This window comes from Phyllobacterium brassicacearum (assembly GCF_003010955.1).
GTDB lineage: Bacteria > Pseudomonadota > Alphaproteobacteria > Rhizobiales > Rhizobiaceae > Phyllobacterium > Phyllobacterium brassicacearum.
Genome location: NZ_PGGO01000014.1, coordinates 76,795 through 97,766, shown reverse-complemented (window position 1 = coordinate 97,766; position 20,972 = coordinate 76,795). Strand labels below are relative to the sequence as shown.

18 protein-coding genes are annotated in these 20,972 nt (G+C 58.1%); 4 read left to right on the top strand and 14 right to left on the bottom strand.

Features of this window, described 5'->3' with window-relative positions; translation table 11 throughout:
• Window positions 1–21: 21 nt before the first annotated feature.
• The 8 genes from CU102_RS18335 to aptA are packed head-to-tail and all read right to left on the bottom strand — an operon-like array spanning window position 22 to window position 8,418.
• Window positions 22–1,008: an ABC transporter substrate-binding protein gene (locus CU102_RS18335; RefSeq protein WP_106712538.1), complete on the bottom strand. Its 987-nt coding sequence runs from the start codon at window positions 1,006–1,008 to the stop codon at window positions 22–24.
• A 25-nt stretch (window positions 1,009–1,033) separates the two neighbouring features.
• Window positions 1,034–2,134 (bottom strand): ABC transporter permease, encoded by a 1,101-nt coding sequence (locus CU102_RS18330; protein WP_208113818.1) that lies wholly within the window; start codon window positions 2,132–2,134, stop codon window positions 1,034–1,036.
• Window positions 2,131–3,006 carry an ABC transporter permease gene (locus CU102_RS18325; protein WP_106712537.1) on the bottom strand — a complete coding sequence of 292 codons (876 nt, stop codon included), beginning with the start codon at window positions 3,004–3,006 and terminating at the stop codon, window positions 2,131–2,133. Before CU102_RS18325 ends, CU102_RS18330 begins: the two co-directional genes overlap by 4 nt.
• Window positions 3,003–3,464 carry a GNAT family N-acetyltransferase gene (locus CU102_RS18320; RefSeq protein WP_106712595.1) on the bottom strand — a complete coding sequence of 154 codons (462 nt, stop codon included), beginning with the start codon at window positions 3,462–3,464 and terminating at the stop codon, window positions 3,003–3,005. The genes CU102_RS18325 and CU102_RS18320 overlap by 4 nt, the downstream gene beginning before the upstream one ends.
• Before the next feature lie 16 nt (window positions 3,465–3,480).
• Window positions 3,481–4,320, bottom strand: a complete 840-nt coding sequence (locus tag CU102_RS18315) for an ABC transporter ATP-binding protein (RefSeq protein ID WP_106712536.1) — start codon at window positions 4,318–4,320, stop codon at window positions 3,481–3,483.
• Window positions 4,320–5,774: a dihydropyrimidinase gene (gene hydA, locus CU102_RS18310; protein WP_106712535.1), complete on the bottom strand. Its 1,455-nt coding sequence runs from the start codon at window positions 5,772–5,774 to the stop codon at window positions 4,320–4,322. Before hydA ends, CU102_RS18315 begins: the two co-directional genes overlap by 1 nt.
• A 59-nt stretch (window positions 5,775–5,833) precedes the next feature.
• Window positions 5,834–7,081, bottom strand: a complete 1,248-nt coding sequence (locus CU102_RS18305; protein WP_106712594.1) for a Zn-dependent hydrolase — start codon at window positions 7,079–7,081, stop codon at window positions 5,834–5,836.
• A gap of 11 nt (window positions 7,082–7,092) precedes the next feature.
• Window positions 7,093–8,418: an omega-aminotransferase AptA gene (aptA, locus tag CU102_RS18300; RefSeq protein WP_106712534.1), complete on the bottom strand. Its 1,326-nt coding sequence runs from the start codon at window positions 8,416–8,418 to the stop codon at window positions 7,093–7,095.
• A 207-nt stretch (window positions 8,419–8,625) separates the two neighbouring features.
• Here aptA and rutR point away from each other — a divergent pair, with 207 nt between their 5' ends.
• Window positions 8,626–9,285 carry an HTH-type transcriptional regulator RutR gene (rutR, locus tag CU102_RS18295; protein ID WP_106712593.1) on the top strand — a complete coding sequence of 220 codons (660 nt, stop codon included), beginning with the start codon at window positions 8,626–8,628 and terminating at the stop codon, window positions 9,283–9,285.
• A 7-nt stretch (window positions 9,286–9,292) separates the two neighbouring features.
• Here rutR and preA read toward each other — a convergent pair whose 3' ends face one another.
• From preA to CU102_RS18275, 4 genes are all read right to left on the bottom strand, one after another.
• On the bottom strand, window positions 9,293–10,603 hold the full coding sequence (gene preA / locus CU102_RS18290; RefSeq protein WP_106712533.1) for an NAD-dependent dihydropyrimidine dehydrogenase subunit PreA: 1,311 nt from the start codon (window positions 10,601–10,603) through the stop codon (window positions 9,293–9,295).
• Between the two features lie 11 nt (window positions 10,604–10,614).
• The gene (locus CU102_RS18285; protein ID WP_106712532.1) at window positions 10,615–12,072 is read right to left on the bottom strand and encodes an NAD(P)-dependent oxidoreductase; all 1,458 of its coding nucleotides are present in this window, start codon (window positions 12,070–12,072) and stop codon (window positions 10,615–10,617) included.
• A 331-nt stretch (window positions 12,073–12,403) separates the two neighbouring features.
• A complete protein-coding gene (locus tag CU102_RS18280; protein WP_245425404.1) occupies window positions 12,404–15,478 on the bottom strand; it encodes an efflux RND transporter permease subunit in 3,075 nt (1,024 codons plus the stop codon).
• A 61-nt stretch (window positions 15,479–15,539) separates the two neighbouring features.
• Window positions 15,540–16,712: an efflux RND transporter periplasmic adaptor subunit gene (locus CU102_RS18275; RefSeq protein ID WP_106712530.1), complete on the bottom strand. Its 1,173-nt coding sequence runs from the start codon at window positions 16,710–16,712 to the stop codon at window positions 15,540–15,542.
• Window positions 16,713–16,986: 274 nt separating this feature from the next.
• Between CU102_RS18275 and pncB the strand changes: the two genes are divergently transcribed.
• Window positions 16,987–18,294, top strand: a complete 1,308-nt coding sequence (gene pncB, locus CU102_RS18270; RefSeq protein ID WP_106712529.1) for a nicotinate phosphoribosyltransferase — start codon at window positions 16,987–16,989, stop codon at window positions 18,292–18,294.
• Window positions 18,295–18,313: 19 nt separating this feature from the next.
• Here pncB and CU102_RS18265 read toward each other — a convergent pair whose 3' ends face one another.
• Together CU102_RS18265 and CU102_RS18260 are read right to left on the bottom strand one after the other, a co-directional pair.
• The gene (locus tag CU102_RS18265) at window positions 18,314–18,571 is read right to left on the bottom strand and encodes a BQ00720 family protein (RefSeq protein WP_245425401.1); all 258 of its coding nucleotides are present in this window, start codon (window positions 18,569–18,571) and stop codon (window positions 18,314–18,316) included.
• A 56-nt stretch (window positions 18,572–18,627) separates the two neighbouring features.
• The gene (locus tag CU102_RS18260; RefSeq protein ID WP_106712528.1) at window positions 18,628–19,050 is read right to left on the bottom strand and encodes an Hsp20 family protein; all 423 of its coding nucleotides are present in this window, start codon (window positions 19,048–19,050) and stop codon (window positions 18,628–18,630) included.
• 147 nt (window positions 19,051–19,197) lie between these two features.
• Between CU102_RS18260 and CU102_RS18255 the strand changes: the two genes are divergently transcribed.
• Together CU102_RS18255 and CU102_RS18250 are read left to right on the top strand one after the other, a co-directional pair.
• Window positions 19,198–20,136, top strand: coding sequence for a nucleoside hydrolase (locus CU102_RS18255; protein WP_106712527.1), 939 nt, complete (start codon window positions 19,198–19,200; stop codon window positions 20,134–20,136).
• Window positions 20,137–20,305: 169 nt separating this feature from the next.
• Window positions 20,306–20,869 carry a L,D-transpeptidase gene (locus CU102_RS18250; RefSeq protein WP_106712526.1) on the top strand — a complete coding sequence of 188 codons (564 nt, stop codon included), beginning with the start codon at window positions 20,306–20,308 and terminating at the stop codon, window positions 20,867–20,869.
• Window positions 20,870–20,972: the final 103 nt, after the last annotated feature.

The following is a 20,972-nucleotide window of genomic DNA, read 5'->3' as shown; positions in this document are numbered from 1 at the left end:
CTTTCTCTTATAGAGACCGACTTATTTCGCCGCGTCGGTGATCTTGGTCGTCCACGCACCTTCCGGCTTCTTGGTGATGACGGGATCCGAACCGCCGCCGAGCAGCGTTTCCACCGTTCGATCTGCTGCCGCGACGTCCAGAACACCGGTTGAGCCTTCCGTCAACTTGTTGATTTCGCCGACCATACGCTTCTGGTGCTTTTCGGTCTGCGCCCCGCTGGCGTCGTTATCAAGCACGATGGTCGCTGCTTCGTCCGGATTGGCACGGGTGTAATCCCAGCCCTTCATCGAAGCCTTCACGAAACGGGCAAGCTTGTCGACCATCTTTGGATCGTCGAGGCTCTTCTGAAGCACATAGAGCCCGTCTTCCAGGGTCGCGACACCCTCGTCTTCATACTTGAACGTCACCAGTTGATCCTCGGGGATGCCCGCATCGATCACCTGCCAATATTCATTGTAGGTCATCGTCGAGATGCAGTCGGCCTGTTTCTGGATCAGCGGATCGACGTTGAAACCCTGCTTGAGCACCGTCACGCCATTCGGCCCACCATCGGTCTTGAGGCCAAGATGGTTCATCCAGGACAGGAACGGATATTCATTGCCGCCGAACCAGACGCCAAGCGTCTTGCCTTTGAAGTCCTCCGGCTTGGCAATGCCGGTTTCCTTGCGGCAGGTCAGCATCATCCCGGAACGCTTGAAGGGCTGGGCGATATTGACCAGAGGGAGGCCCTTCTCGCGTGTTGCTAGCGCTGACGGCATCCAGTCGATCACCACATCAGCTCCGCCACCGGCGATGACTTGCGGCGGGGCGACATCAGGGCCACCCGGCTTGATCTCAACATCAAGGCCCGCTTCTTCGTAGAAACCTTTATCCTTGGCCACGTAGTAGCCAGCAAACTGGCCCTGCGTGACCCATTTGAGCTGCAGCACCAACTTGTCAGCGGCCAGGGCAGAACCCGCCATGAGGGTGGCTGCGGCGGCAAGAGTGAGTGCAATGGTCTTCTTCATGTTTTTAGTTCTCCTCTGTTCTTTTTTATGTTCGGTAGGAAGGATGCCAGAAGGTGACCGCCCTCTCAATGAGAGTAATCAGCCCGTAGGACAGGGACCCGGCCAGCGCCGCGACGAAGATTTCGGCCCAGACCATGTCGACATTCATGCGTCCGACCTCCATCGATATGCGAAACCCCATACCGACGATGGGTGAGCCGAAGAACTCGGCGACAATCGCCCCGATGAGCGCCAGGGTTGAGTTGATCTTCAGTGCATTGAAGATGAAGGGCATCGCTGCGGGCAGCCGAAGCTTCAGCAGCGTCTGGATATAGGTTGAACCATAGGTGCGCATCAGGTCGCGCTCCATGGCGCCCGACGCGGCAAGCCCCGCCACCGTGTTCACCAGCATGGGGAAAAAGGTCATGATGACGACAACGGCAGCTTTCGATTCCCAATAAGAGCCGAACCACATGACCATGATCGGTGCGATGCCGACAACAGGCAGCGCGGCGACGAGGTTTCCTATCGGCAGCAGGCCCTTGCGCAGGAACGGCACGCGGTCGACGACGATGGCTGCGATGAAGCCGGAACCGCAACCGATGGCATAGCCGGCAATGGCCGCCTTGAGGAAGGTCTGCTGGAAATCAGCCCAGAGCGTTGGTATAGACGCGGCGATGCGCGCAGCGATCATCGAGGGTGGCGGCAACAGGATTGTTGGCACGCCAAAACCGCGGACAATGATCTCCCAGAGAATGAGCAGCCATGCACCAAACAGCACGGGCAAAGCGAGATTGGAGAGCCGCTGCATATTAGGCGACTTAAAGCGCAAGGCCGCAAGTCGTTGCACGGCGAGCCAGGCCAGCAGCCACGCTCCGATCACCGAGCACCAGTAGCCGATGGCCGGGCCACTTGTCGCAAAAGCGCCCAGCAGTCCGATCAGGCAGAAGGCAGCGACATGAACCAGGATGAGCAAAGCGATCAAAGAGGCTCTTGAAGGTGGTACGAACAATGCTACAGCGGCTGCCGCGAACACTATCGCGGGAGCAGAAAAGAAAAGGAAACCGGGGCCATCCGCACCGGTTGGCAGCACAAGCGAGGCGGCTGCCAGTGCGAAGGCGACAACGGCGAGTGGCGAGCGCCTCATGTCCGCACCCCCATGCGCCGGTTGACCAAATTCGCGATCAGCCCGATCAGGCTGACAAGCACCGCCGCCATCAACGCCGCCGCAATCAGCGCTGCCCAGATCTGTACGGTCTGGCCATAATAGGAACCAGCCAGGAGGCGCGCTCCAATGCCCGCCACAGCACCCGTCGGCAACTCACCAACAATGGCGCCGACAAGGCTGATTGCCACCGCGATCTTCATCGACGTGAATAAATAGGGCATCGACGCCGGCCAGCGCAATTTCCAGAACACCTGCGCCTTGGAAGCATTGTAGGTCCGCATTAGGTCGAGGTGCATGATCTCCGGCGAGCGCAGACCCTTTACCATGCCGACTGCGACAGGGAAGAACGACAGGTATGTCGAGATCATCGCTTTTGGCAGCAAGCCGGTGATGTTGACGGCGTTCAGCACGACGATGATCATCGGTGCGATGGCAAGGATCGGCACGGTTTGCGACGTGATGATCCAAGGCATCAGGCTCTTGTCCAGAGTACGCGAATGAACAATGGCAATCGCCAACAGAATGCCGAGCAGCGTACCGAGAGCAAATCCGAGCAGGGTTGAAGAAAGCGTCACCCAACCGTGATAGACAAGGCTGCGCTTCGATGTCGGACTGATGTCGAAGACGGTCTTGCGGATTTCTTCCGCCACTTGGTGCGGCGCCGGAAGGACCGGACGCTCCTGTTTCATCGTGTTGGTGATCAGCTGACTGGTCGATATCGTCGTCCCTGCCCGCGCTGCCTGATCCCGCTCGAACGGAGCATTCAGAATGACGGCAAACGCGTACCACAGTACGAGAATGACGAGCAGAACAGTACCGACCGGAACGACGCTGTTGCGGATGAAGTTCATGGCTTCATCCCTCTATCGTCCCGCTCCCAGCGGTACAGAATGTCCGGCAGTTTCTCTTCATTGTCGCCGTCCGACCGCCGGATTTCGATGAAACCCTCTCGCAGGTAGAATGCCTGTGCACCGCGATTGGCAACGAAGGTCCAAAGCTCGATCGAGCCGGTCGCCTCGCGCTTCGCATGATCGAGCAAGGCTTTGCCAATGCCCTTGCCGCGATGGTCGGGATGAACATACAGAGCGCTGACCATATTGTCGGGCGACAGCGCAACCATCCCGGCAATACATTCACCGCGCTCGGCGACGAAAACCTCCAGCCTCGTAAATACGGTATCACGGTAATGATCGGTAACCACATCTCGAGGGTGAATACGTGGCATCCATTTCGTCGCATCGATCCAGTCATTGACGATCTCCGCGCATTCCAACATGTCCCGCAGCTTGGCCGCACGAATGATCATCATGCTTCTCCTGCCGATGTCACAGATGCGCTGCGTCATAGGAATGGCCATGGCGCAGGCCCTCGCGGACGCGATGGGCAATTTCGAGGAATTTCGGGGTCTCACGAATATCGAGCGTACGTTCCGGTCCGAGATCGCAGTCGATGATCTCATGAATGCGGCCGGGCCGCGGGCTCATCACCACGATCTTCGTTGAAAGGAATACTGCCTCCGGAATGGAATGGGTGACGAAGACCACGGTCTTCTGCGTCTTCGCCCACAGTTTCAACAGCTCTTCGTTGAGATGATCGCGGACGATCTCATCGAGCGCACCAAAGGGCTCATCCATCAACAGCAGGTGGGGATCGAACGAAAGCGCGCGGGCGATGGAGGCGCGTTGCTGCATGCCGCCGGACAATTGCCATGGAAACTTCTTCTCAAAGCCTGAAAGATTGACCAGCTCCAGATTCCTGGCGATACGATCCTTCCGCTCCGCTTTGGGAATGCCCATCACTTCCAGCGGCAGGGAAATGTTGCCGGCAATCGTACGCCACGGGTAAAGCGCCGCCGCCTGGAACACATAGCCGTAGGCGCGCTTCTGCCGTGCCTCGGACGGCGTCATGCCGTTGACGGAGATCGAGCCGGATGTTGGCTGCTCGAGATCGGCGATAACGCGCAACAGTGTGGTCTTGCCGCAGCCGGACGGGCCGATAAAGGAGACGAACTCGCCGCCACCCACTGCAAGATTGATGTTGGACAGCGCGTTCACCGGACCATCATTGGTCTGGAAGACCAAGGACAGTTCGTTGACGTCAATCACATTCTTCGGCGCCGCATCTGCCATCGTCTTCGCCTTGGGTCGGAGCGCGACGACTGTCATCAGACGCCTGCCGGAATATTCTTCGGATCGCGTTCCACTCTACGCGGTGCCGTCAATTCCTTCCAAGTGGAAAGTGCACGATTTGCCGGCGCGTTGGCTTCGCGCTCGACAAAGCGGCCACTGCCGGTCGGCGCCAGCACTTCGCCATCCTTGAAGGCGATCTGGCCGCGCGACAGCGTCATGCGTGGCAGACCCGTTACTTCGATGCCTTCAAAGACATTGTAGTCGATTGCCGATTTCTGGGTCTTTGCCGAAATGACTTTTGAGGCGTTTGGATCCCAGATGACAATATCCGCATCGGAACCCGGCAGGATCGCACCCTTCTTCGGATACATATTGAGGATGCGAGCAATATTGGTGGATGTCACAGCCACGAATTCGTTCGGCGTCAGGCGGCCGGTGCGGACACCCTTGGTCCAGAGTACCGGTAAGCGGTCCTCAAGCCCGCCTGTGCCGTTGGGGATCTTGGTGAAGTCTCCAACGCCAAAGCGCTTCTGCTCGGTGGTGAATGCGCAATGATCAGTGGCGACGACCTGCAGACTGCCCGAAGCGAGGCCGGCCCACAGACCGTCCTGGTGGACCTTGTCACGGAAGGGAGGCGACATGACGCGTCGCGCGGCGTAGTCCCAGTCCTCGTTCTTGTATTCGCTCTCATCGAGCGTCAGGTGCTGCACGAGGGGTTCGCCATAGACGCGCATGCCCTTTGCCCTTGCACGACGAATGGCTTCATGCGCCTGCTCACAAGAGACATGCACGACATAGAGTGGGACGCCGGCTTGGTCGGCGATCATGATGGCGCGATTGGCTGCCTCGCCCTCGACTTCCGGCGGGCGCGAATAACCATGGGCCTCCGGGCCGGTATTGCCTTCTGCCAGCAGTTTCTGCTGGAGATGCGCAACCACGTCTCCATTTTCCGCATGGACCAGCGGCATGGCGCCGATCTCCGCACAGCGCATGAACGACGCAAACATCTCGTCATCGTCGACCATCAGCGCGCCCTTATAGGCCATGAAATGCTTGAATGTGTTGATACCGCGCTCCACCACCTTCGGCATCTCATCGAAAACCTGCTTGTTCCAGCTGGTGATCGCCATATGGAAGGAATAATCGGTGCGCGCCTTGCCCGCCTTCTGGAACCAGTCCTGCAGCGCAACGAGCAGCCCCTCTTGTCCCGGCAAGACAAAATCAACAACCATGGTCGTCCCGCCGGCCAAGGCTGCGGCGGTACCCGTATCGAAATCGTCGGAAGAATGCGTGCCCATGAAGGGCATTTCGAGATGGGTATGCGGATCGATGCCGCCCGGCATCAGGAAGCAGCCCGTTGCATCAATTGTCTCATCGCCGGAAAGATCAGGGCCGATCGTTGCGATCGTTTCGCCGTCGATCAGCACATCCGCCTTGTACGTGCGGTCGGCAGCAATAATGGTGCCGCCCTTGATTACTTTCGTAGCCATGTGTCCGTTCCCCTTTTTGGTCTTTTGCCGAACATGTTGCCGAATATTGGGTTAGCCGCTCAGGTATGGATCTCCGCGGTCTCCAGAACTGCATGCAAAAGCACGTCTGCACCGGCAGCGGCCCATTCCTTTGAGATATCCTCATCCTCGTTGTGGCTGAGTCCATCGACGCACGGGCACATCACCATCGACGTCGGAGCGACACGATTGATCCAGCACGCATCGTGCCCTGCGCCGGAGACAATGTTGCGGTGGGTGTAACCAAGCCGCTCCGCCGCGTTGCGTACCGCAGTCACGCAGCCCTCATCGAAAGTTACCGGATCGAAATGGCCCGCCTCTTCGATCAGAATTTCCAGACCGAGCTCCTTGGCGATCTTCGGTGCCTTATCCTCGATCTCCGCCTTCATCGCGCTGAGCGTCGAGAGGTCAGGCGAGCGGATATCGACGGTGAAAACCACCCTGCCCGGGATGACATTGCGCGAGTTCGGATAGACATCCACATGACCAATCGCTCCAACGGCGCCCGGCTGGTTGGCCATGGCGACGGTGTGGACGAGCTCAGTGATGCGCGCCATGCCGAGCCCGGCATTCTTGCGCATGGGCATCGGCGTCGAGCCGGTATGGCTCTCCTTGCCGGTCAGCGTGATCTGCAGCCACCACAGGCCCTGTCCGTGGGTGACAACGCCAATGTCCTTGCCCTCCGCTTCGAGGATGGGACCCTGCTCAATGTGCAGTTCAAACAGCGCATGCATCTTGCGTGCGCCGACCTCTTCTTCGCCCTTCCAGCCAATGCGTTCCAGTTCGTCGCCGAACTTCTTGCCTTTGGCGTCTTCGCGATTGTAGGCCCAATCCTGGTCATGGATGCCGGCAAAGACGCCGGACGCCAGCATGGCCGGGGCAAAGCGAGTCCCTTCTTCATTGGTCCAGTTGACCACGACAATCGGATGTTTGGTCTCGATGTTGAGATCATCAAGCGTGCGGACCAGTTCCAGCCCACCGAGAACGCCAAGGACGCCGTCAAACTTGCCGCCGGTCGGCTGTGTATCGAGATGACTGCCCACATAAACCGGCAATGCGTCAGGATCCGCCCCCGGACGGGTGAAGAACATGTTGCCCATCGTGTCGACGCCCATGGAAAGGCCTGCCTTTTCACACCAGGACTGGAAAAGACGCCGGCCTTCGCCATCCTCGTCGGTCAGCGTCTGCCGGTTGTTGCCGCCGCGCAGGCCCGGTCCGATCTTCGCCATTTCCATCAGGCTGTCCCAGAGACGGTCGCCGTTAATCCTGAGATTTCCCGTGAGCGTCATGGCCATACCTCTTATGCAAGATTCTTCAGAACATCGGCCAGCGTATCGAACAGGTGTTCTATCTGACCCTTGCTGATGATAAGTGGCGGCGACAATGCGATAATGTCACCAGTGGTCCGGATAAGCAGACCCTTCTCATAGGCATCAAGAAACGCCTGGAATGCGCGCTTGGTCGGCGCACCGTCAATCGGTTGTAGTTCGATGGCGCCTATCAGGCCAAGATTGCGGATATCGATGACATGGGGCAGGCCTTTCAGCGCATGCAGCGCATCGGCCCAGTACTCCGAGAGGTCGGAGGCGCGAGTCATCAGGCCCTCTTCTTCGTAGGTGTCGAGCGTTGCCAAGGCGGCGGCGCAGGCGATCGGATGACCGGAATAAGTGTAACCGTGGAACAACTCGATCATGTGCTCGGGGCCGGTCATGAACGCTTCGTAGATCTGCCGCGTCGCAAACACGGCACCCATCGGAATGACGCCGCTGGTTATGCCCTTGGCCGTCGTGACGAGATCGGGGACGACGCCGAAATAATCGACAGCGAAGGGTGTGCCGAGGCGGCCGAAACCGGTGATGACTTCATCGAAGATCAAAAGAATATCGTGCTTCGTGCAGATCTCGCGCAGTCGCTGCAGATAGCCCTTCGGCGGAATGAGAACCCCGGTTGAACCGGCCACAGGCTCGACGATGACTGCAGCGATATTGGAGGCATCATGCAGCGCAATGACCCGTTCAAGATCATCTGCGAACTCCGCACCATATTCCGGTTCGCCGCGGGTGAAGGCATTGCGGGCCACATCGTGCGTATGGCGGATATGGTCGATCCCGCCCAGAGCATTGCCAAACGCCTTGCGGTTGCCGGAAATCCCCCCGACCGAAATGCCTCCAAAGCCGACGCCGTGGTAACCGCGCTCGCGGCCGATCAGCTTGACTTTGGTGCCGTTACCCTTGGCGCGATGATAGGCGAGCGCGATTTTAAGCGCGGTATCGACCGACTCCGAACCGGAATTGGTGAAAAAGACGTGGTCAATGGGTGATGGCAGCATGGCAGCAAGCCGCGCCGCCAGTTCGAAAACTTTTGGATGACCCATCTGGAAGGCAGGGGCATAGTCGAGTTCAGCGACCTGCTTCTGTACGGCCTCGACGATCTTCGGGCGTGCATGACCCGCATTGCAGCACCACAGACCTGCCGTCCCATCAAGGATCTCGCGGCCATCATGCGACTTGTAATGCATATCCTTGGCGCCGACGAGGAGACGGGGGTTCTGCTTGAACTGCCGGTTTGCCGTGAACGGCATCCAGAACGCGTCGATATTATTGGTCCCCAATGCCGATTTCGACATGTGACTTCGCCTCCTGATTGCGGATGTTACCGCTAGTTTTGTGTTCCCGAATGATTGAACCTCTGGCACAATCAAAAACTTGACTACTTGGTCAAAATGCAGGCTAGAAGAGCATAGGAAAGTGGTCAAGCGCTTTATGGGATTTTAGAGCAGTTCCGGGATGCGACGAAAGGGCCTGTCGGGCCAAATGGCAAAGGGATGAGCGGCATGACGAGGGCGGCAAAGAAAAAGGCGAGCGAGACGCCGGAAAAAACGACCCGGATACAGGAGATCAATCGCCGTCTTATTCTCGACGCGGCGCTCGACGTGTTTTCCAATTATGGCTTTCGCGGCACCACGATCGACCAGATCGCCGAGAAGGCCGGAATGTCCAAGCCCAACCTCCTGTATTACTTCCCACGAAAGCAGAACATCTATGTGACGCTGCTCGAGGAGACCCTTGCCGAATGGCTGGCGCCTCTGGCGGAAATCGACGCGGATGGCGACCCGATCGAACAGCTACGCAACTACATCACGCTGAAGATCAACATGTCCGAGAGTCATCCCGAAGCGTCGCGGCTGTTTGCCAACGAAGTGCTGCATGGTGCTCCGGCGATCAGCGATTTTCTGACGAAGCACCTGAAGCCTCTCGTCGACGAGAAGGCAGCCGTCATCCGCCGCTGGGTCGGTGAAGGCAAGCTTGCACCGGTCGATCCCTACCATCTCATTTTCATGATCTGGGCAACGACGCAGCATTATGCGGATTTCGACGTGCAGGTACGAGCAATCATGGGCAGCCAGGTTGGCCGCCCCGGCTTCCGCGAGCAGACGGCGCAGGCCGTGTTGAGCATCATTCTCAACGGTATCCGCCCGCGCCCCGTCTCATAGACCAACCTTACTCCGCGGCCGCCTTGGCCATCGGGTTGTTGGGATGAGTCGTCCAGTTGGCATAGTCCGGCTGGATCGGCAGCTTGGTGCGCGGATCAACACCTGACGTCATCGGCACCATGCTGATGCAATTGTCAACCGGGCAGACATTGACGCAGAGATTGCAGCCGACGCATTCCTCATCGATCACCTCGAAGTGTCTTGCACCATCGACCATAGCGGTGATCGCCTGATGCGACGTGTCCTCGCAGGCGATGTAGCAGCGGCCGCATTTGATGCAGAGGTCCTGATCGATCCTGGCCTTGGTGATGTAGTTGAGGTTGAGGTACTGCCAATCGGAAACGTTCGGTACGGCAAGGCCGCGGAAATCTTCGATCGTCCGGAAGCCCCTCCCATCCATCCAGTCGGAGAGGCCGGAAATCATCTCCTGCACAATCTTGAAACCATAGGTCATCGCGGCGGTGCAAACCTGAACATTACCGCAGCCCAGCGCAATATATTCCGCGGCGTCGCGCCAGGTCGTGATGCCCCCGATCCCGGAGATGGGCAGGCCGCGCGTTTCGCTATCACGGGCGATCTCCGCCACCATATTGAGTGCGATTGGCTTTACCGCGGGGCCGCAATAACCGCCATGCGAGCCACGCCCGTCGATGGAAGGCACGGGGGCGAAATTGTCGAGATCGACAGACACAATGGAATTGATCGTATTGATCAGCGACACGGCATCCGTGCCGCCGGATCTTGCCGCCCGCGCCGGCTTGCGAATGTCGGTGATGTTTGGCGTCAACTTGGTGATGACCGGCATGCGCGTATACTGCTTGCACCAGCGCACGACCATTTCAATGTATTCTGGAACCTGGCCAACGGCGGAACCCATACCGCGTTCGGACATGCCATGCGGACAGCCGAAATTCAACTCGATGCCATCGGAACCGGTGGCTTCGACCAGCGGCAGGATAGCCTTCCAGGACTCCTCCTCGCATGGCACCATGATCGAGGCGATCAGGGCTCGATCGGGCCACTTCTTCTTCACTTCCGTCATTTCCCGCAGGTTCACTTCCAGCGGGCGGTCTGTGATGAGTTCGATATTATTAAAGCCGAGCAGGCGCCGATCAGCACCATGGATCGCACCGTAGCGCGGACCATTGACGTTGACCACGGGTGGCCCCTCTTCACCAAGGGTCTTCCATACCACGCCGCCCCAACCCGCCTTGAAGGCCCGTTCGACATTGTAGGCCTTGTCGGTTGGCGGTGCAGAAGCCAGCCAGAACGGATTGGGAGATTTGATGCCAAGAAAATTCGTTGAAAGATCAGCCATATCGATCTCCTTCAGCCAGCAATCTGGCTTGGATGATTGGGATGCTGCGTCGTTGCCGATGCGCCCTCTGAACTGTCTGCCATGACCGCTTCAACGAAACCGCTGACCTTGTCCGGTTGCTGGGTCAGCGTACGGTGAATGGATTCAGCCGCGATCTTGCCGTCCTGTACCGCCGCGACGGTCAAGTCCTCACCGCCAGCGATGCAATCGCCTCCCGCCCAGATACCGGGGATCGAGGTTCGACCTTCATCATCTACGCTGATACGGCCGCGCGACAACGCGATACCAGCTTCCGCAAGTATTGCTTCGGCGGGGGTCTGACCTATCGCCTTGAATACCTGGTCGCTGGCCAGCGTGATGCTTTCACCTGACGTGACAAGGCGGCCGTCGGCCATCACCGTATAGTCCAATGTGATGCCACAGACCTCGCCGTGTTCATTGCGGGTCAGGACGCGCGGCTGCAGCCAATGGCGGATAATCACGCCGTTTTTCAGCGCCAGTTCCTGCTCATAGGCACTGGCGTTCATGTTTTCCGGACCCCGGCGATAGGCGATAATGACGTTCTCGGCGCCAAGCAGTTTGGTCTGAACCGCAACGTCGATTGCGGTCATGCCGCCGCCGATGACAACGACATCGCGGCCGACCGCAAGTTGCGAGAGATCATCGCTCTGGCGCAAGACGGAGATATAATCCACAGCGTCGATACAGCCGGCGGCATCCTCGCCCTCAAGCCCGAGTTCGTTGACACCCGGCAGACCCATGCCCAAATAGACCGCGTCGAAACCCGCCTTCAGCGCATCGAGGCTGATGTCACGGCCAAGCGCTTTGTCGTTCTGAATAGTGATACCACCGATCTCGAGGATGAAGTCGAGTTCCTTCTGGGCAAAATCATCCACGCTCTTATAGGCGGCAATGCCATATTCATTGAGGCCGCCAGCCTTGGGCCGCGCTTCGAAGATCGTCACGTCATGACCATGCATAGCAAGGCGATGCGCCGCGGAGAGACCGGCAGGACCCGCACCGACAACGGCGATGGATTTTCCGGTGAGCTCGGCGCGCTTGAACGGGTGCTGGCCGTTCGCCATCAGATGATCAGTGGCATAGCGTTGCAACAGACCAATCTTCACAGGCTTGCCTTCAGCGACTTCGCGGACGCAAGCCTGTTCGCATAGGGTTTCCGTCGGACAGACACGAGCACACATGCCGCCAAGAATGTTTTCGGAAAGAATGGTTTTGGCAGAACCGGTCGGATTGTCCCCGTTTATCTCACGAATGAACAGCGGGATGTCGATGCCCGTCGGGCAGGCATTCATGCATGGCGCATCGTAACAGAAGTAGCAGCGGTCCGATTCGACAAAAGCCTCGTGCCGGGTAAGTGGCGGATGAAGATCGGAAAACACGTCGCTATAAGCGTCGGAAGCAAGGCGTCCTGCCCTCACGTCACGGATGCCAGAATCGATCGATCCCATGAAATCGCATCTCCTCTTGTTGACTGCGCCCGGTTCCCTTGGGTCACAGCCATTGTGATTGGCCGGTTCGTCCGGCCCTCTCACGAAAAGAATGGCAGATTTTTATGAAAGGTCAAATTTTTTATCAAACGGTCAAGAAAAAGACTTGGCAACTATAGCGAATTCCAAAAAAGAAATGGCCCGGTCTTGCCGGGCCTAACCCTGGTCTCCTGAGAAACCCGATGCGAAGTCAGTTATCCGACCGGCGCCGCAAAGTGATACCGCCAATATTGACGCGGTTGACGAATCGGGAAGAATTGAACCACCCATTGCAGTGGAATGCTTCGAATGGTTATTCCGCCGCCAATGGCGGCTGTGAAATCACTTCCAGCAGTTCGCGATTGAGCCTCGCTTCCTCTTCAGCCTTGGGCTTGGAGAAACCGGCGAGCAGCAGATAGGCGACAGGAGTCAGGAACAGGGTTGAGGCAGTCGCCATGCCCAGACCGCCAACGATCACCCAGCCAAGTGCGATACGGGCCTCTGCACCGGCACCACTGGCAAGTACCAGCGGGACACCGCCAAGGATCGCGCAGAGCATAGTCATCACAACCGGACGCAGGCGGATATTCGAGGCCTCCTCGATCGCCTGACGAACACTCCTGCCCTGGTCGCGCAGATGGTTGGCAAACTCGACGATCAGGATACCGTTCTTCGCCATGATGCCGACGAGCAGCACGAGACCGATCTGGCTGTAGACGTTCATACTCGTTCCCGTCATCAGCATGGCGTAGACCGCACAGGCAAGGCCGAGCGGTACGGTGGCCATGACGATGATGGCGCTAATGAAGCTCTCGAACTGGGCAGCCAGAACGAGAAGGATGATCAGAAGCGCGAATCCGAATGTGATCGCCATGCTGGATGAGTTCTCGCCCAGCGTCGCCGCTTCGGCGAGCGGTATGATGCGATATCCTGGCGGTAGTGTCGGCGCGGCGATATCCTGCACCGTTTTATAGGCATCGCCAAGCGCGAAGTCAGGACTGAGACCCGAGGTGATGGCAACCGAACGCATCTGCTGCTCGCGGGTCAAGGCCGGTGGTACAGCGACTTCCTTCAATTGCGCAATGGTTGACATCGGAACAAAGCGCCCGTCACCGGTACGCAGAAAGACGTTTTCCAGATCGGTCGGATCGTTGATCGGATTGGTAGTCGAGACGAGTTTGACGTCGAAACTGCGATCTTCGATGTACACCGAACCAATCTTATAGCCATCGAGAACCGACTGGAGCGCCTGTGCAAGGCCAGTGATATCGATGCTCAGATCAGAGGCGCGCTCACGGTCGATTGATACGGCCAATTGCGGCTGTGTTGGTTCGTTGGTCAGGCGCGGGCGATCAAAGCGGCTATCCTTTTCCAACTCCGCGACCAGTTTCGTAGCTACCGTACCGAGCTCGGCATAACTCGTACCGACTACCGCAAATTGCAGGCCATTGCCTGCGCCGCGAATGCCGAGCGAATTGGGTTGCGCGGCGAAGACCTGAATGCCAGGAATGTTGCGAACACGCCGCGAGACATCCGCGATGATCTCCTGCTGGCTTCTCTCGCGCTCCTTCCAGGTTGCAAGGCTGAGCACCATGAAGCCGCGATTGGTGTTACCGTTCTGTCCGGCAATGGAGAACGTGTTCTGGATCTCTCCGGTGTCGCGCAAGGGCTGAATCAGGGTTTCGATCTTTCGCATCTCGTCATTGAGATATTCGAGGCTGACACCCTGCGGCGCCGTTATGCGCAGAAAGGCCGACGCGCGATCCTCCGATGGTGTGAGTTCCTGCTTGAGCAGGGAAAAGCCACCAAAGGCAGCACCCGCAAACAGCAGCGAAACCAGGACAACGATCCACGGGCCAGCAAGGCAGGCGTTAAGCATACGGCGATACAGCCAGCCGAACCACCTGCCGATGCGGCCAACCAGACCTGGAGCGTGGGTCACATCCTCATGTCTTTCTTCGTTGACACTAAGCAACCGGGAGGCGAGCATCGGACACAGAGTAAGCGCCACCACGGCCGACAGGAGCACGCAGATTGCAAGGACGAACCCGAACTCGCGGAAAAGACCGCCGGTCTGGCCAGGAAGGAATGAAAGCGGCACGAACACGGCAGCAAGCGTCACGGTTGTAGCGACAACGGCGAAGAACACTTCCTGTGTGCCAAGCACCGCGGCCGCGCGTGGACCCATGCCCTGATTGCGCCGGCGCACGATATTTTCAAGCACAACGATCGCGTCGTCGACAACGAGGCCAGTTGCAAGGACTAGGGCCAGCAGCGTCAGAATGTTGATCGAGAAACCGGCCAGATAGATGGCGGAGATAGTGCCGATCAGGGCGACCGGCATGCTGACAGCCGGGATGAGCGTTGCGCGAATGTCCCACAGGAACAGGTAGATGATCATGATGATGATCAATACGGACACGCCAAGAGCGATCTCCACCTCGTGGACTGCGCCATTGATGAAGTCGGCGTCGTCGCTTGTGACACGGATATCCACGCCCTCCGGCAAGGTTTTCTGCAGCTCCGCAACTGCCGCGCGCACGCCCTTGGAGATATCGAGCGTATTCGACTGCGCCTGGCGGATAATGCCAAGCCCAATGCCAGTCTTGCCGTTGGCACGCAGCGTCGATGTCCCGATGTCAGGGCCCATTGTCACGGTGGCCACGTCGCGGATCTTGGTCTGACCCTTGATGATGATGTTTTCGAAATCTTCGGGCGTCGTCACCGGCGCCTGTGCTCGCACAACGATGCTTTGATCATTGCTATTGAGCTGCCCGGCAGGCGTATCGAAGGCCATCGTGTTCAGCGCATTGCGGATGTCGGCGATATTCATGCCGAGGCCGGCGACTTTACCCTGATTGATGTCGATACGGAAAATCTTGCTGCGATTGCCGTTGATCTGGACGTCGGCAACGCCCGGGACAGAAGCGAGCACGTCCTCGATTTGATCCTCGACCAAAACCGTCATGTCCTCGACCGCCAACGTATCGGACGTAACGGCGAGGCGCATGACCGCGTCGGAGTTCGCATCGGCCTTGACGATGCGCGGCGGATCGGCGTCGTCCGGCAGCATATTGGAAATGCGGCTGATCGCATCGCGCATGTCGGCCGCGGCGACATTGAGATCCACATCATCGTTGAATTCGACCGTGACGCGGCTGTTGCCAAACGAAGAACTGGACGAGATGGATTTGACACCTGAGACGCGCGAAACAGCGCCTTCAATGGCGGATGTCAGCTCGCGGTCAACGGTCTCTGCCGCAGCCGACTCGAAATCCGTCGAAACGGTAACGACCGGGCGGTCGACATCGGGCAACTCTCGCACGTCGACGCCGTAATAGGCGGCAAGCCCGGCCACGACAATCAAGGCATTGAGGACCAGCGCCATGACCGGGCGGCGAATGAAGAGAGCGGTAAAATCGGCCTGGCTTTGGGACGTGTTCACCGGCTCACCCCTGTTCGCCGGCGGAGGCCAGAGGACCTGCCTTTGTATTGTTCTCGGGTGCAGGCTGACCTTGAACCTGGACAAGGCCACCCTCTCGGACCGACTGCACGCCTTCTGCCACGATCTGATCGCCCGGATCTAAGGCTGCATCCACCAGCACGGAGGCCGTGTTGCGCTGCACGATCCGCACCAGCACCCGTTCCGCCTTGTTGTCTACGATCCGCCAGACATAAGCGCCTTCAGTGCCCCACTGAATGGCAAGGGGATCAACGGTTGGGTAGGTGTCTCCGGGGAAGCCGATCGACATCTGAAATGCCATGCCTTCCCGCAACGTGTCCTTCGGATTGGTGATCTTGGCCTGAACATGCAGTGTGCGGCTGGCGGGGTCGACGCGGTTGTCGATGGCGCTGATCGCGCCGCTGAAGGTTTCTCCCGGACGGGCGATCGATGTCGCTGTCGCCGGCAGATCGATGGTGATAGCGGGCGCAAAACGTTCCGGCACCCAGAAATCGACCAGCAGGTCGGAACGATCATCGATCATTGCGACCGTGGTCGATGTCGTGATGTAATTGCCGGCGTTTATCGGCAGGATGCCGACAATGCCGCCGATTGGCGCTTTGATGGCGCGGCGATCCAGTGCAAGCTCGGCTTCCCGAACATTGAGAGCCGCATTATCGACTGCCAGTTCAGCTTCGGAAAGCTGAACTGCAGATACTGTGTTGCTCAGGCGCAGGCTTTCCGCGCGGCTAAGCTTGGTCTGCGCGTCCTTCAGTGCTACCCGCGCTTTATCGACGACGATGCTTTCGGCCTCTGAGTCAAGACGGGCAATCACATCGCCGCCTTGCACTTTGGTTCCTGAGGTCACGAAAATCTCGGTCAGGCGACCGGCTGTGAACGGAGTGACGGCAACGGAACTCTTTGCCTTGCCGGTCCCGATCGCCGTCAGCCTGTCATTGATCTTGGCTTCCCCTGCGGCACGGACGACAACCAGCGGCAGTGCCTGTCCGCCGCGCCGCTGTCCCTGACGGCCCCCGGCGGGCTCGGTGGCCGCTGTCGCATTGCGGTCGATACCAACCCTCCTGAGCAGGTCCTTGCCGCCCGGAAACAGGTACATCCAGCCAGCTCCGGCGACAGCCAGGATCACCAATGCCAAAGCGAGTTGTTTCCAGACCTTCATGCATCGCTCCAAAACGCCGGTTCCGCACACAAAGCAGAGCCAGCGTCAATATTGATTATACCTCAACGCGCGTTGCAGCGCGAACAAGTGCGTGAACTTCAGGATAAGGTGGTTTGATGCCACCGTTAATGACAATTCGGTGAGGTTACAAAGATTTAATGGAGGCGGGCGGAGGGCAAACGAGGGTCGAATTTGACGGGCACGACTGTCTCTGCTTGATGGTGCGCCTATGCCGTGCAACATGGCTGTCGGATAGTTCGCAGGGAAGCAGACAATGGCGACCAAGACCGATATTGCGCGGCGCGTGTTCAATCACACGTGGAAGCTCGATCCCATTGTCCGCAGCCTATTGGACACGGATTTCTACAAACTGCTGATGCTGCAGATGATCTGGGGTGTCTACCCGAAGGTGGATGCAACCTTTACGCTGATCAACCGCACAAGCAAGGTACGACTTGCTGAAGAAATCGACGAGCAGGAGCTCAGGGAGCAGCTCGATCATGCGCGGACGGTTCGCTTCTCCAAGAAAGAGATGATCTGGCTTGGCGGCAATACCTTCTACGGCAAGCGGCAGATCTTCGAACCCGATTTTCTCGAATGGCTGTCGAATTTCCAGTTGCCGGAGTATGAGCTGACGAGGCGCGACGGGCAGTACGAGCTGAATTTCTACGGGCCGTGGATGTATACCACCATGTGGGAAATCCCGGCGCTGACCATCATCAACGAACTGCGCTCGCGTGCGGCCATGAAAAAGATGGGGCGCTTCGAACTCGATGTACTATATGCACGCGCCAAGGCCAAGATGTGGTCGAAAGTGGAGCGACTGCGAACGCTCCCTGATATCAGGATTTCCGATTTCGGCACGCGCCGCCGTCATTCCTTCCTCTGGCAGCGCTGGTGCGTGGAAGCCCTAAAGGAAGGCATTGGCGAAGCTTTCACCGGCACGAGCAACGTGCTTATGGCGATGGACAATGATCTTGAAGCCCTCGGCACCAATGCGCACGAGTTGCCGATGGTTCTGGCCGCTTTGAGCACGACCAGAGCTGAGCTGCTGAAATCCCCTTACAAGGTGCTGCAGGACTGGAACCGCTACTATGGCGGCAACTTGTTGATCGTTCTGCCCGATTCGTTCGGCACCGCCGCATTCCTGCGCGACGCGCCTGATTGGGTAGCCGACTGGACAGGCTTCCGGCCGGACAGCGCACCGCCGATCGAAGGCGGGGAAAAAATCCTTGCCTGGTGGCAGTCGAAGGGCAAGGACCCGCGCCAGAAACTCCTGGTATTCTCCGACGGACTTGACGTCGACACAATCGAGGAGACGTACCACCACTTCAGGGGCAAGGTGCGGATGAGCTTTGGTTGGGGAACCAATCTCACGAATGATTTCGAAGATTGCGCGCCGCGTTATAATGACCAGCTCAACGCCATATCACTGGTCTGCAAGGTGAGTGAGGCGAATGGGCGGCCGGCGGTCAAGCTATCGGACAATCCGAAGAAAGCAACCGGCGACCCGGCCGAAATCAAACGTTATCTGGAGTTGTTTGGTGCCGAGGACCGCGTGGAACAGGCCGTCAAGGTCTGAACCACGCGATTGGATCATCTTAGTGCAGCATCACCGTGCGCAATTCATGTTCCTGTGCGCCGACAAGGACATTGTCGCGCTCGTCAGAGAGCACGATCGGGTCGCCATTGGCGGCAAAGAGGGCCCAGAGCTCGATGCCAGGGGTCATCGGCGGAAGCGCCGGAAAGCTGTGGGCGAGATCGTCTGTCTTGACCTTGCGCATATAGGCTACTTGTCCGGCGCCGAGACGCGCGAATTCGAGTTCGCTCAAGAGATTCTTGTGAACAGAGTTTTGCATAACAGCCTCCATGTTCGGACAATCCATTCCTAGGCCCTGTCCTGTTAGAGCTACAATCAGTCCTGTACCGCAATGTTGATGCGTTTGACCAATCGTTCGGGTTCCGGCCGGTCGAGATCGATCGACAAAAGCCCATTCTTTAAGGTGGCAACGCTGACGCGCATTCCATCGGCAAGTACGAAAATGCGCTGGAACTGACGTGCAGCAATGCCACGATGCAAGTATTCGCGTTCGCCTTCTTCGGCCTGCCTGCCGCGAATGACCAGCTGGTTGTCTTCCGTGGTGACTTCAAGATCGTCATTGCCGAATCCGGCCACCGCCAGCGTTATTCGAAGCTTCTCACAGCCGTTTTCGCCGCGAATGCGTTCGATATTGTAAGGTGGGTAGCCGTCGCCGGATTTCGCAATGCGCTCCAGCGTCTTTTCCATCGTGTCGAAACCAAGCAGCAAAGGGCTTGAAAATGGTGTCATTCGTGTCATTTGTGCAGTCCTTGAGTAAAGCGACCTAAAAGCAAAACCCGTGATCTCGTCTGATCAATGATGGCATTTCACTTCTGCCCTTTGATATGGTCGATAGAACTTCAGAGTTCAAGAGAGTGCCTGATTGAGGCCATGAGAAAGTAAGACATGACGCGTAAAATCATCATCGACACCGATCCGGGCCAGGACGATGCCCTGGCCATTCTTCTGGCCTTCGCCAGTCCGGAATTGGAAATTCTCGGCATTACCGCCGTTGCCGGCAACGTGCCGCTCGCCTTGACCGAGGTGAATGCCAGGAAGATTTGTGAACTGGCGGGACGCCCAGACGCAAAGGTTTTCGCTGGTGCCGACCGTCCTCTGATGCGCCCCCTGATCACCGCAGAACATGTACATGGCAAGACGGGCCTCGATGGTCCAGACCTGCCGGAGCCAGAAATGCCGCTGCAGAAGCAGCATGCCGTCGATTTCATTATCGAAACATTGCGTAACGAGGAATCGGGAAGTGTTACCCTCTGCGCGCTGGGGCCGCTCACCAATATTGCCCATGTGCTCATCCGCGCACCGGAATTGGCTCCGCGCATCAGCGAGATCGTCCTGATGGGCGGCGGGTTCTTCGAAGGCGGCAATATTACCCCAACGGCCGAATTCAACATCTATGTTGATCCGCAAGCCGCACAGGTGGTGCTGCAATCAGGTGTGCCCGTGGTCATCCTGCCGCTTGATGTGACCCACAAGGCTTTGACAACCGCCAAGCGCGTTGACCGTTTCCGCGCGATGGGAACGAAATCGGGTGATGCTTCGGTCGCCCTTCTCGAATTCTTCGAACGGTTCGACGAAGAAAAATATGGCCGCGACGGCGGCCCTCTGCACGACCCGAACGTCATTGCTTATGTGCTCAAGCCGGCGCTCTATGGCGGCAGATACTGCAATGTGACCGTCGATGCATCGAACGAACTGACACTGGGCATGACTATTGCCGACTGGTGGGGTGTTACCGATCGTCCGAAGAACGCCTTCTATATTCGCGACGTCGACGATGAGGGCTTCTTCGATCTTCTGTTCGAACGCGTAGCTCGGCTGCCCTAGTGGTTTTCCGAACGGAAAGAGCGCCCCGGCGTGCACTATCGCCGGGCTATCTCCTTGTTTCATCACGAAAAGTTGAGTCGGCGTAAACCATCAATCAGCAATTCCCGGACAAAACTAACCCATGAGAGTAGTGTCCGAATGACGGACAGCAGGAAACTCGGGGGTTGCTATGCTGACACGGCGTGTTGTTCTGACAGGTCTTTTCGCGGCGGTGCTGGCGCCGCAAACCGCGCTGGCAAGGCCCAGGAAGAAAGTTTTCGTCATCAATCCGGAATACCAGCCGCAGTATGTGCCGTTCGATTCTTCCTATGCTCCTGGGACGGTGGTCATCAATCCACGTGGGCGGTTCCTTTACTTGGTCGAGGACGAGTTTACGGCACGGCGCTACGGCGTTGGCGTAGGCAAAGCCGGCCGCGCCTTCCGTGGCAGTGCCAAAATCGGGCGCAAGGAAAAATGGCCGCACTGGATGCCAACCAAGAACATGATCCGGCGCCAGCCAGAAAAATATGCGCGGTACGCCGATGGCGTTGCCGGCGGAGCTCGCAATCCGCTCGGCGCACGTGCGCTTTATCTGTACCGGAACGGTCGCGACACCTATTACCGGATCCATGGGACGAACGAGCCCTGGACGATCGGGCGCGCCGTCTCAAACGGCTGCATCCGAATGATAAACGCGCACGTGGTCGACCTTTACGCTCGGGTGCCGATCGGCGCACGTGTCGTTGTCATCTAAAGCAAATTCAGGAAAAATACGAAGCGGTTTTCCGTCCGGAATTGCGCAAAAGCAAATAGCGAGAGCATTTCTGTGATTCAAAGAAAAACGAAATGCTCTCGCG

Bases quoted from the DNA above. Each gene is read 5' to 3' on its own strand.
- CU102_RS18335 (WP_106712538.1), bottom strand. From the start codon at position 1,008: ATGAAGAAGACCATTGCACTCACTCTTGCCGCCGCAGCCACCCTCATG.
- CU102_RS18330 (WP_208113818.1), bottom strand. From the start codon at position 2,134: ATGAGGCGCTCGCCACTCGCCGTTGTCGCCTTCGCACTGGCAGCCGCC.
- CU102_RS18325 (WP_106712537.1), bottom strand. From the start codon at position 3,006: ATGAACTTCATCCGCAACAGCGTCGTTCCGGTCGGTACTGTTCTGCTC.
- CU102_RS18320 (WP_106712595.1), bottom strand. From the start codon at position 3,464: ATGATGATCATTCGTGCGGCCAAGCTGCGGGACATGTTGGAATGCGCG.
- CU102_RS18315 (WP_106712536.1), bottom strand. From the start codon at position 4,320: ATGACAGTCGTCGCGCTCCGACCCAAGGCGAAGACGATGGCAGATGCG.
- hydA (WP_106712535.1), bottom strand. From the start codon at position 5,774: ATGGCTACGAAAGTAATCAAGGGCGGCACCATTATTGCTGCCGACCGC.
- CU102_RS18305 (WP_106712594.1), bottom strand. From the start codon at position 7,081: ATGACGCTCACGGGAAATCTCAGGATTAACGGCGACCGTCTCTGGGAC.
- aptA (WP_106712534.1), bottom strand. From the start codon at position 8,418: ATGTCGAAATCGGCATTGGGGACCAATAATATCGACGCGTTCTGGATG.
- rutR (WP_106712593.1), top strand. From the start codon at position 8,626: ATGACGAGGGCGGCAAAGAAAAAGGCGAGCGAGACGCCGGAAAAAACG.
- preA (WP_106712533.1), bottom strand. From the start codon at position 10,603: ATGGCTGATCTTTCAACGAATTTTCTTGGCATCAAATCTCCCAATCCG.
- CU102_RS18285 (WP_106712532.1), bottom strand. From the start codon at position 12,072: ATGGGATCGATCGATTCTGGCATCCGTGACGTGAGGGCAGGACGCCTT.
- CU102_RS18280 (WP_245425404.1), bottom strand. From the start codon at position 15,478: ATGGCGCTGGTCCTCAATGCCTTGATTGTCGTGGCCGGGCTTGCCGCC.
- CU102_RS18275 (WP_106712530.1), bottom strand. From the start codon at position 16,712: ATGAAGGTCTGGAAACAACTCGCTTTGGCATTGGTGATCCTGGCTGTC.
- pncB (WP_106712529.1), top strand. From the start codon at position 16,987: ATGGCGACCAAGACCGATATTGCGCGGCGCGTGTTCAATCACACGTGG.
- CU102_RS18265 (WP_245425401.1), bottom strand. From the start codon at position 18,571: ATGCAAAACTCTGTTCACAAGAATCTCTTGAGCGAACTCGAATTCGCG.
- CU102_RS18260 (WP_106712528.1), bottom strand. From the start codon at position 19,050: ATGACACGAATGACACCATTTTCAAGCCCTTTGCTGCTTGGTTTCGAC.
- CU102_RS18255 (WP_106712527.1), top strand. From the start codon at position 19,198: ATGACGCGTAAAATCATCATCGACACCGATCCGGGCCAGGACGATGCC.
- CU102_RS18250 (WP_106712526.1), top strand. From the start codon at position 20,306: ATGCTGACACGGCGTGTTGTTCTGACAGGTCTTTTCGCGGCGGTGCTG.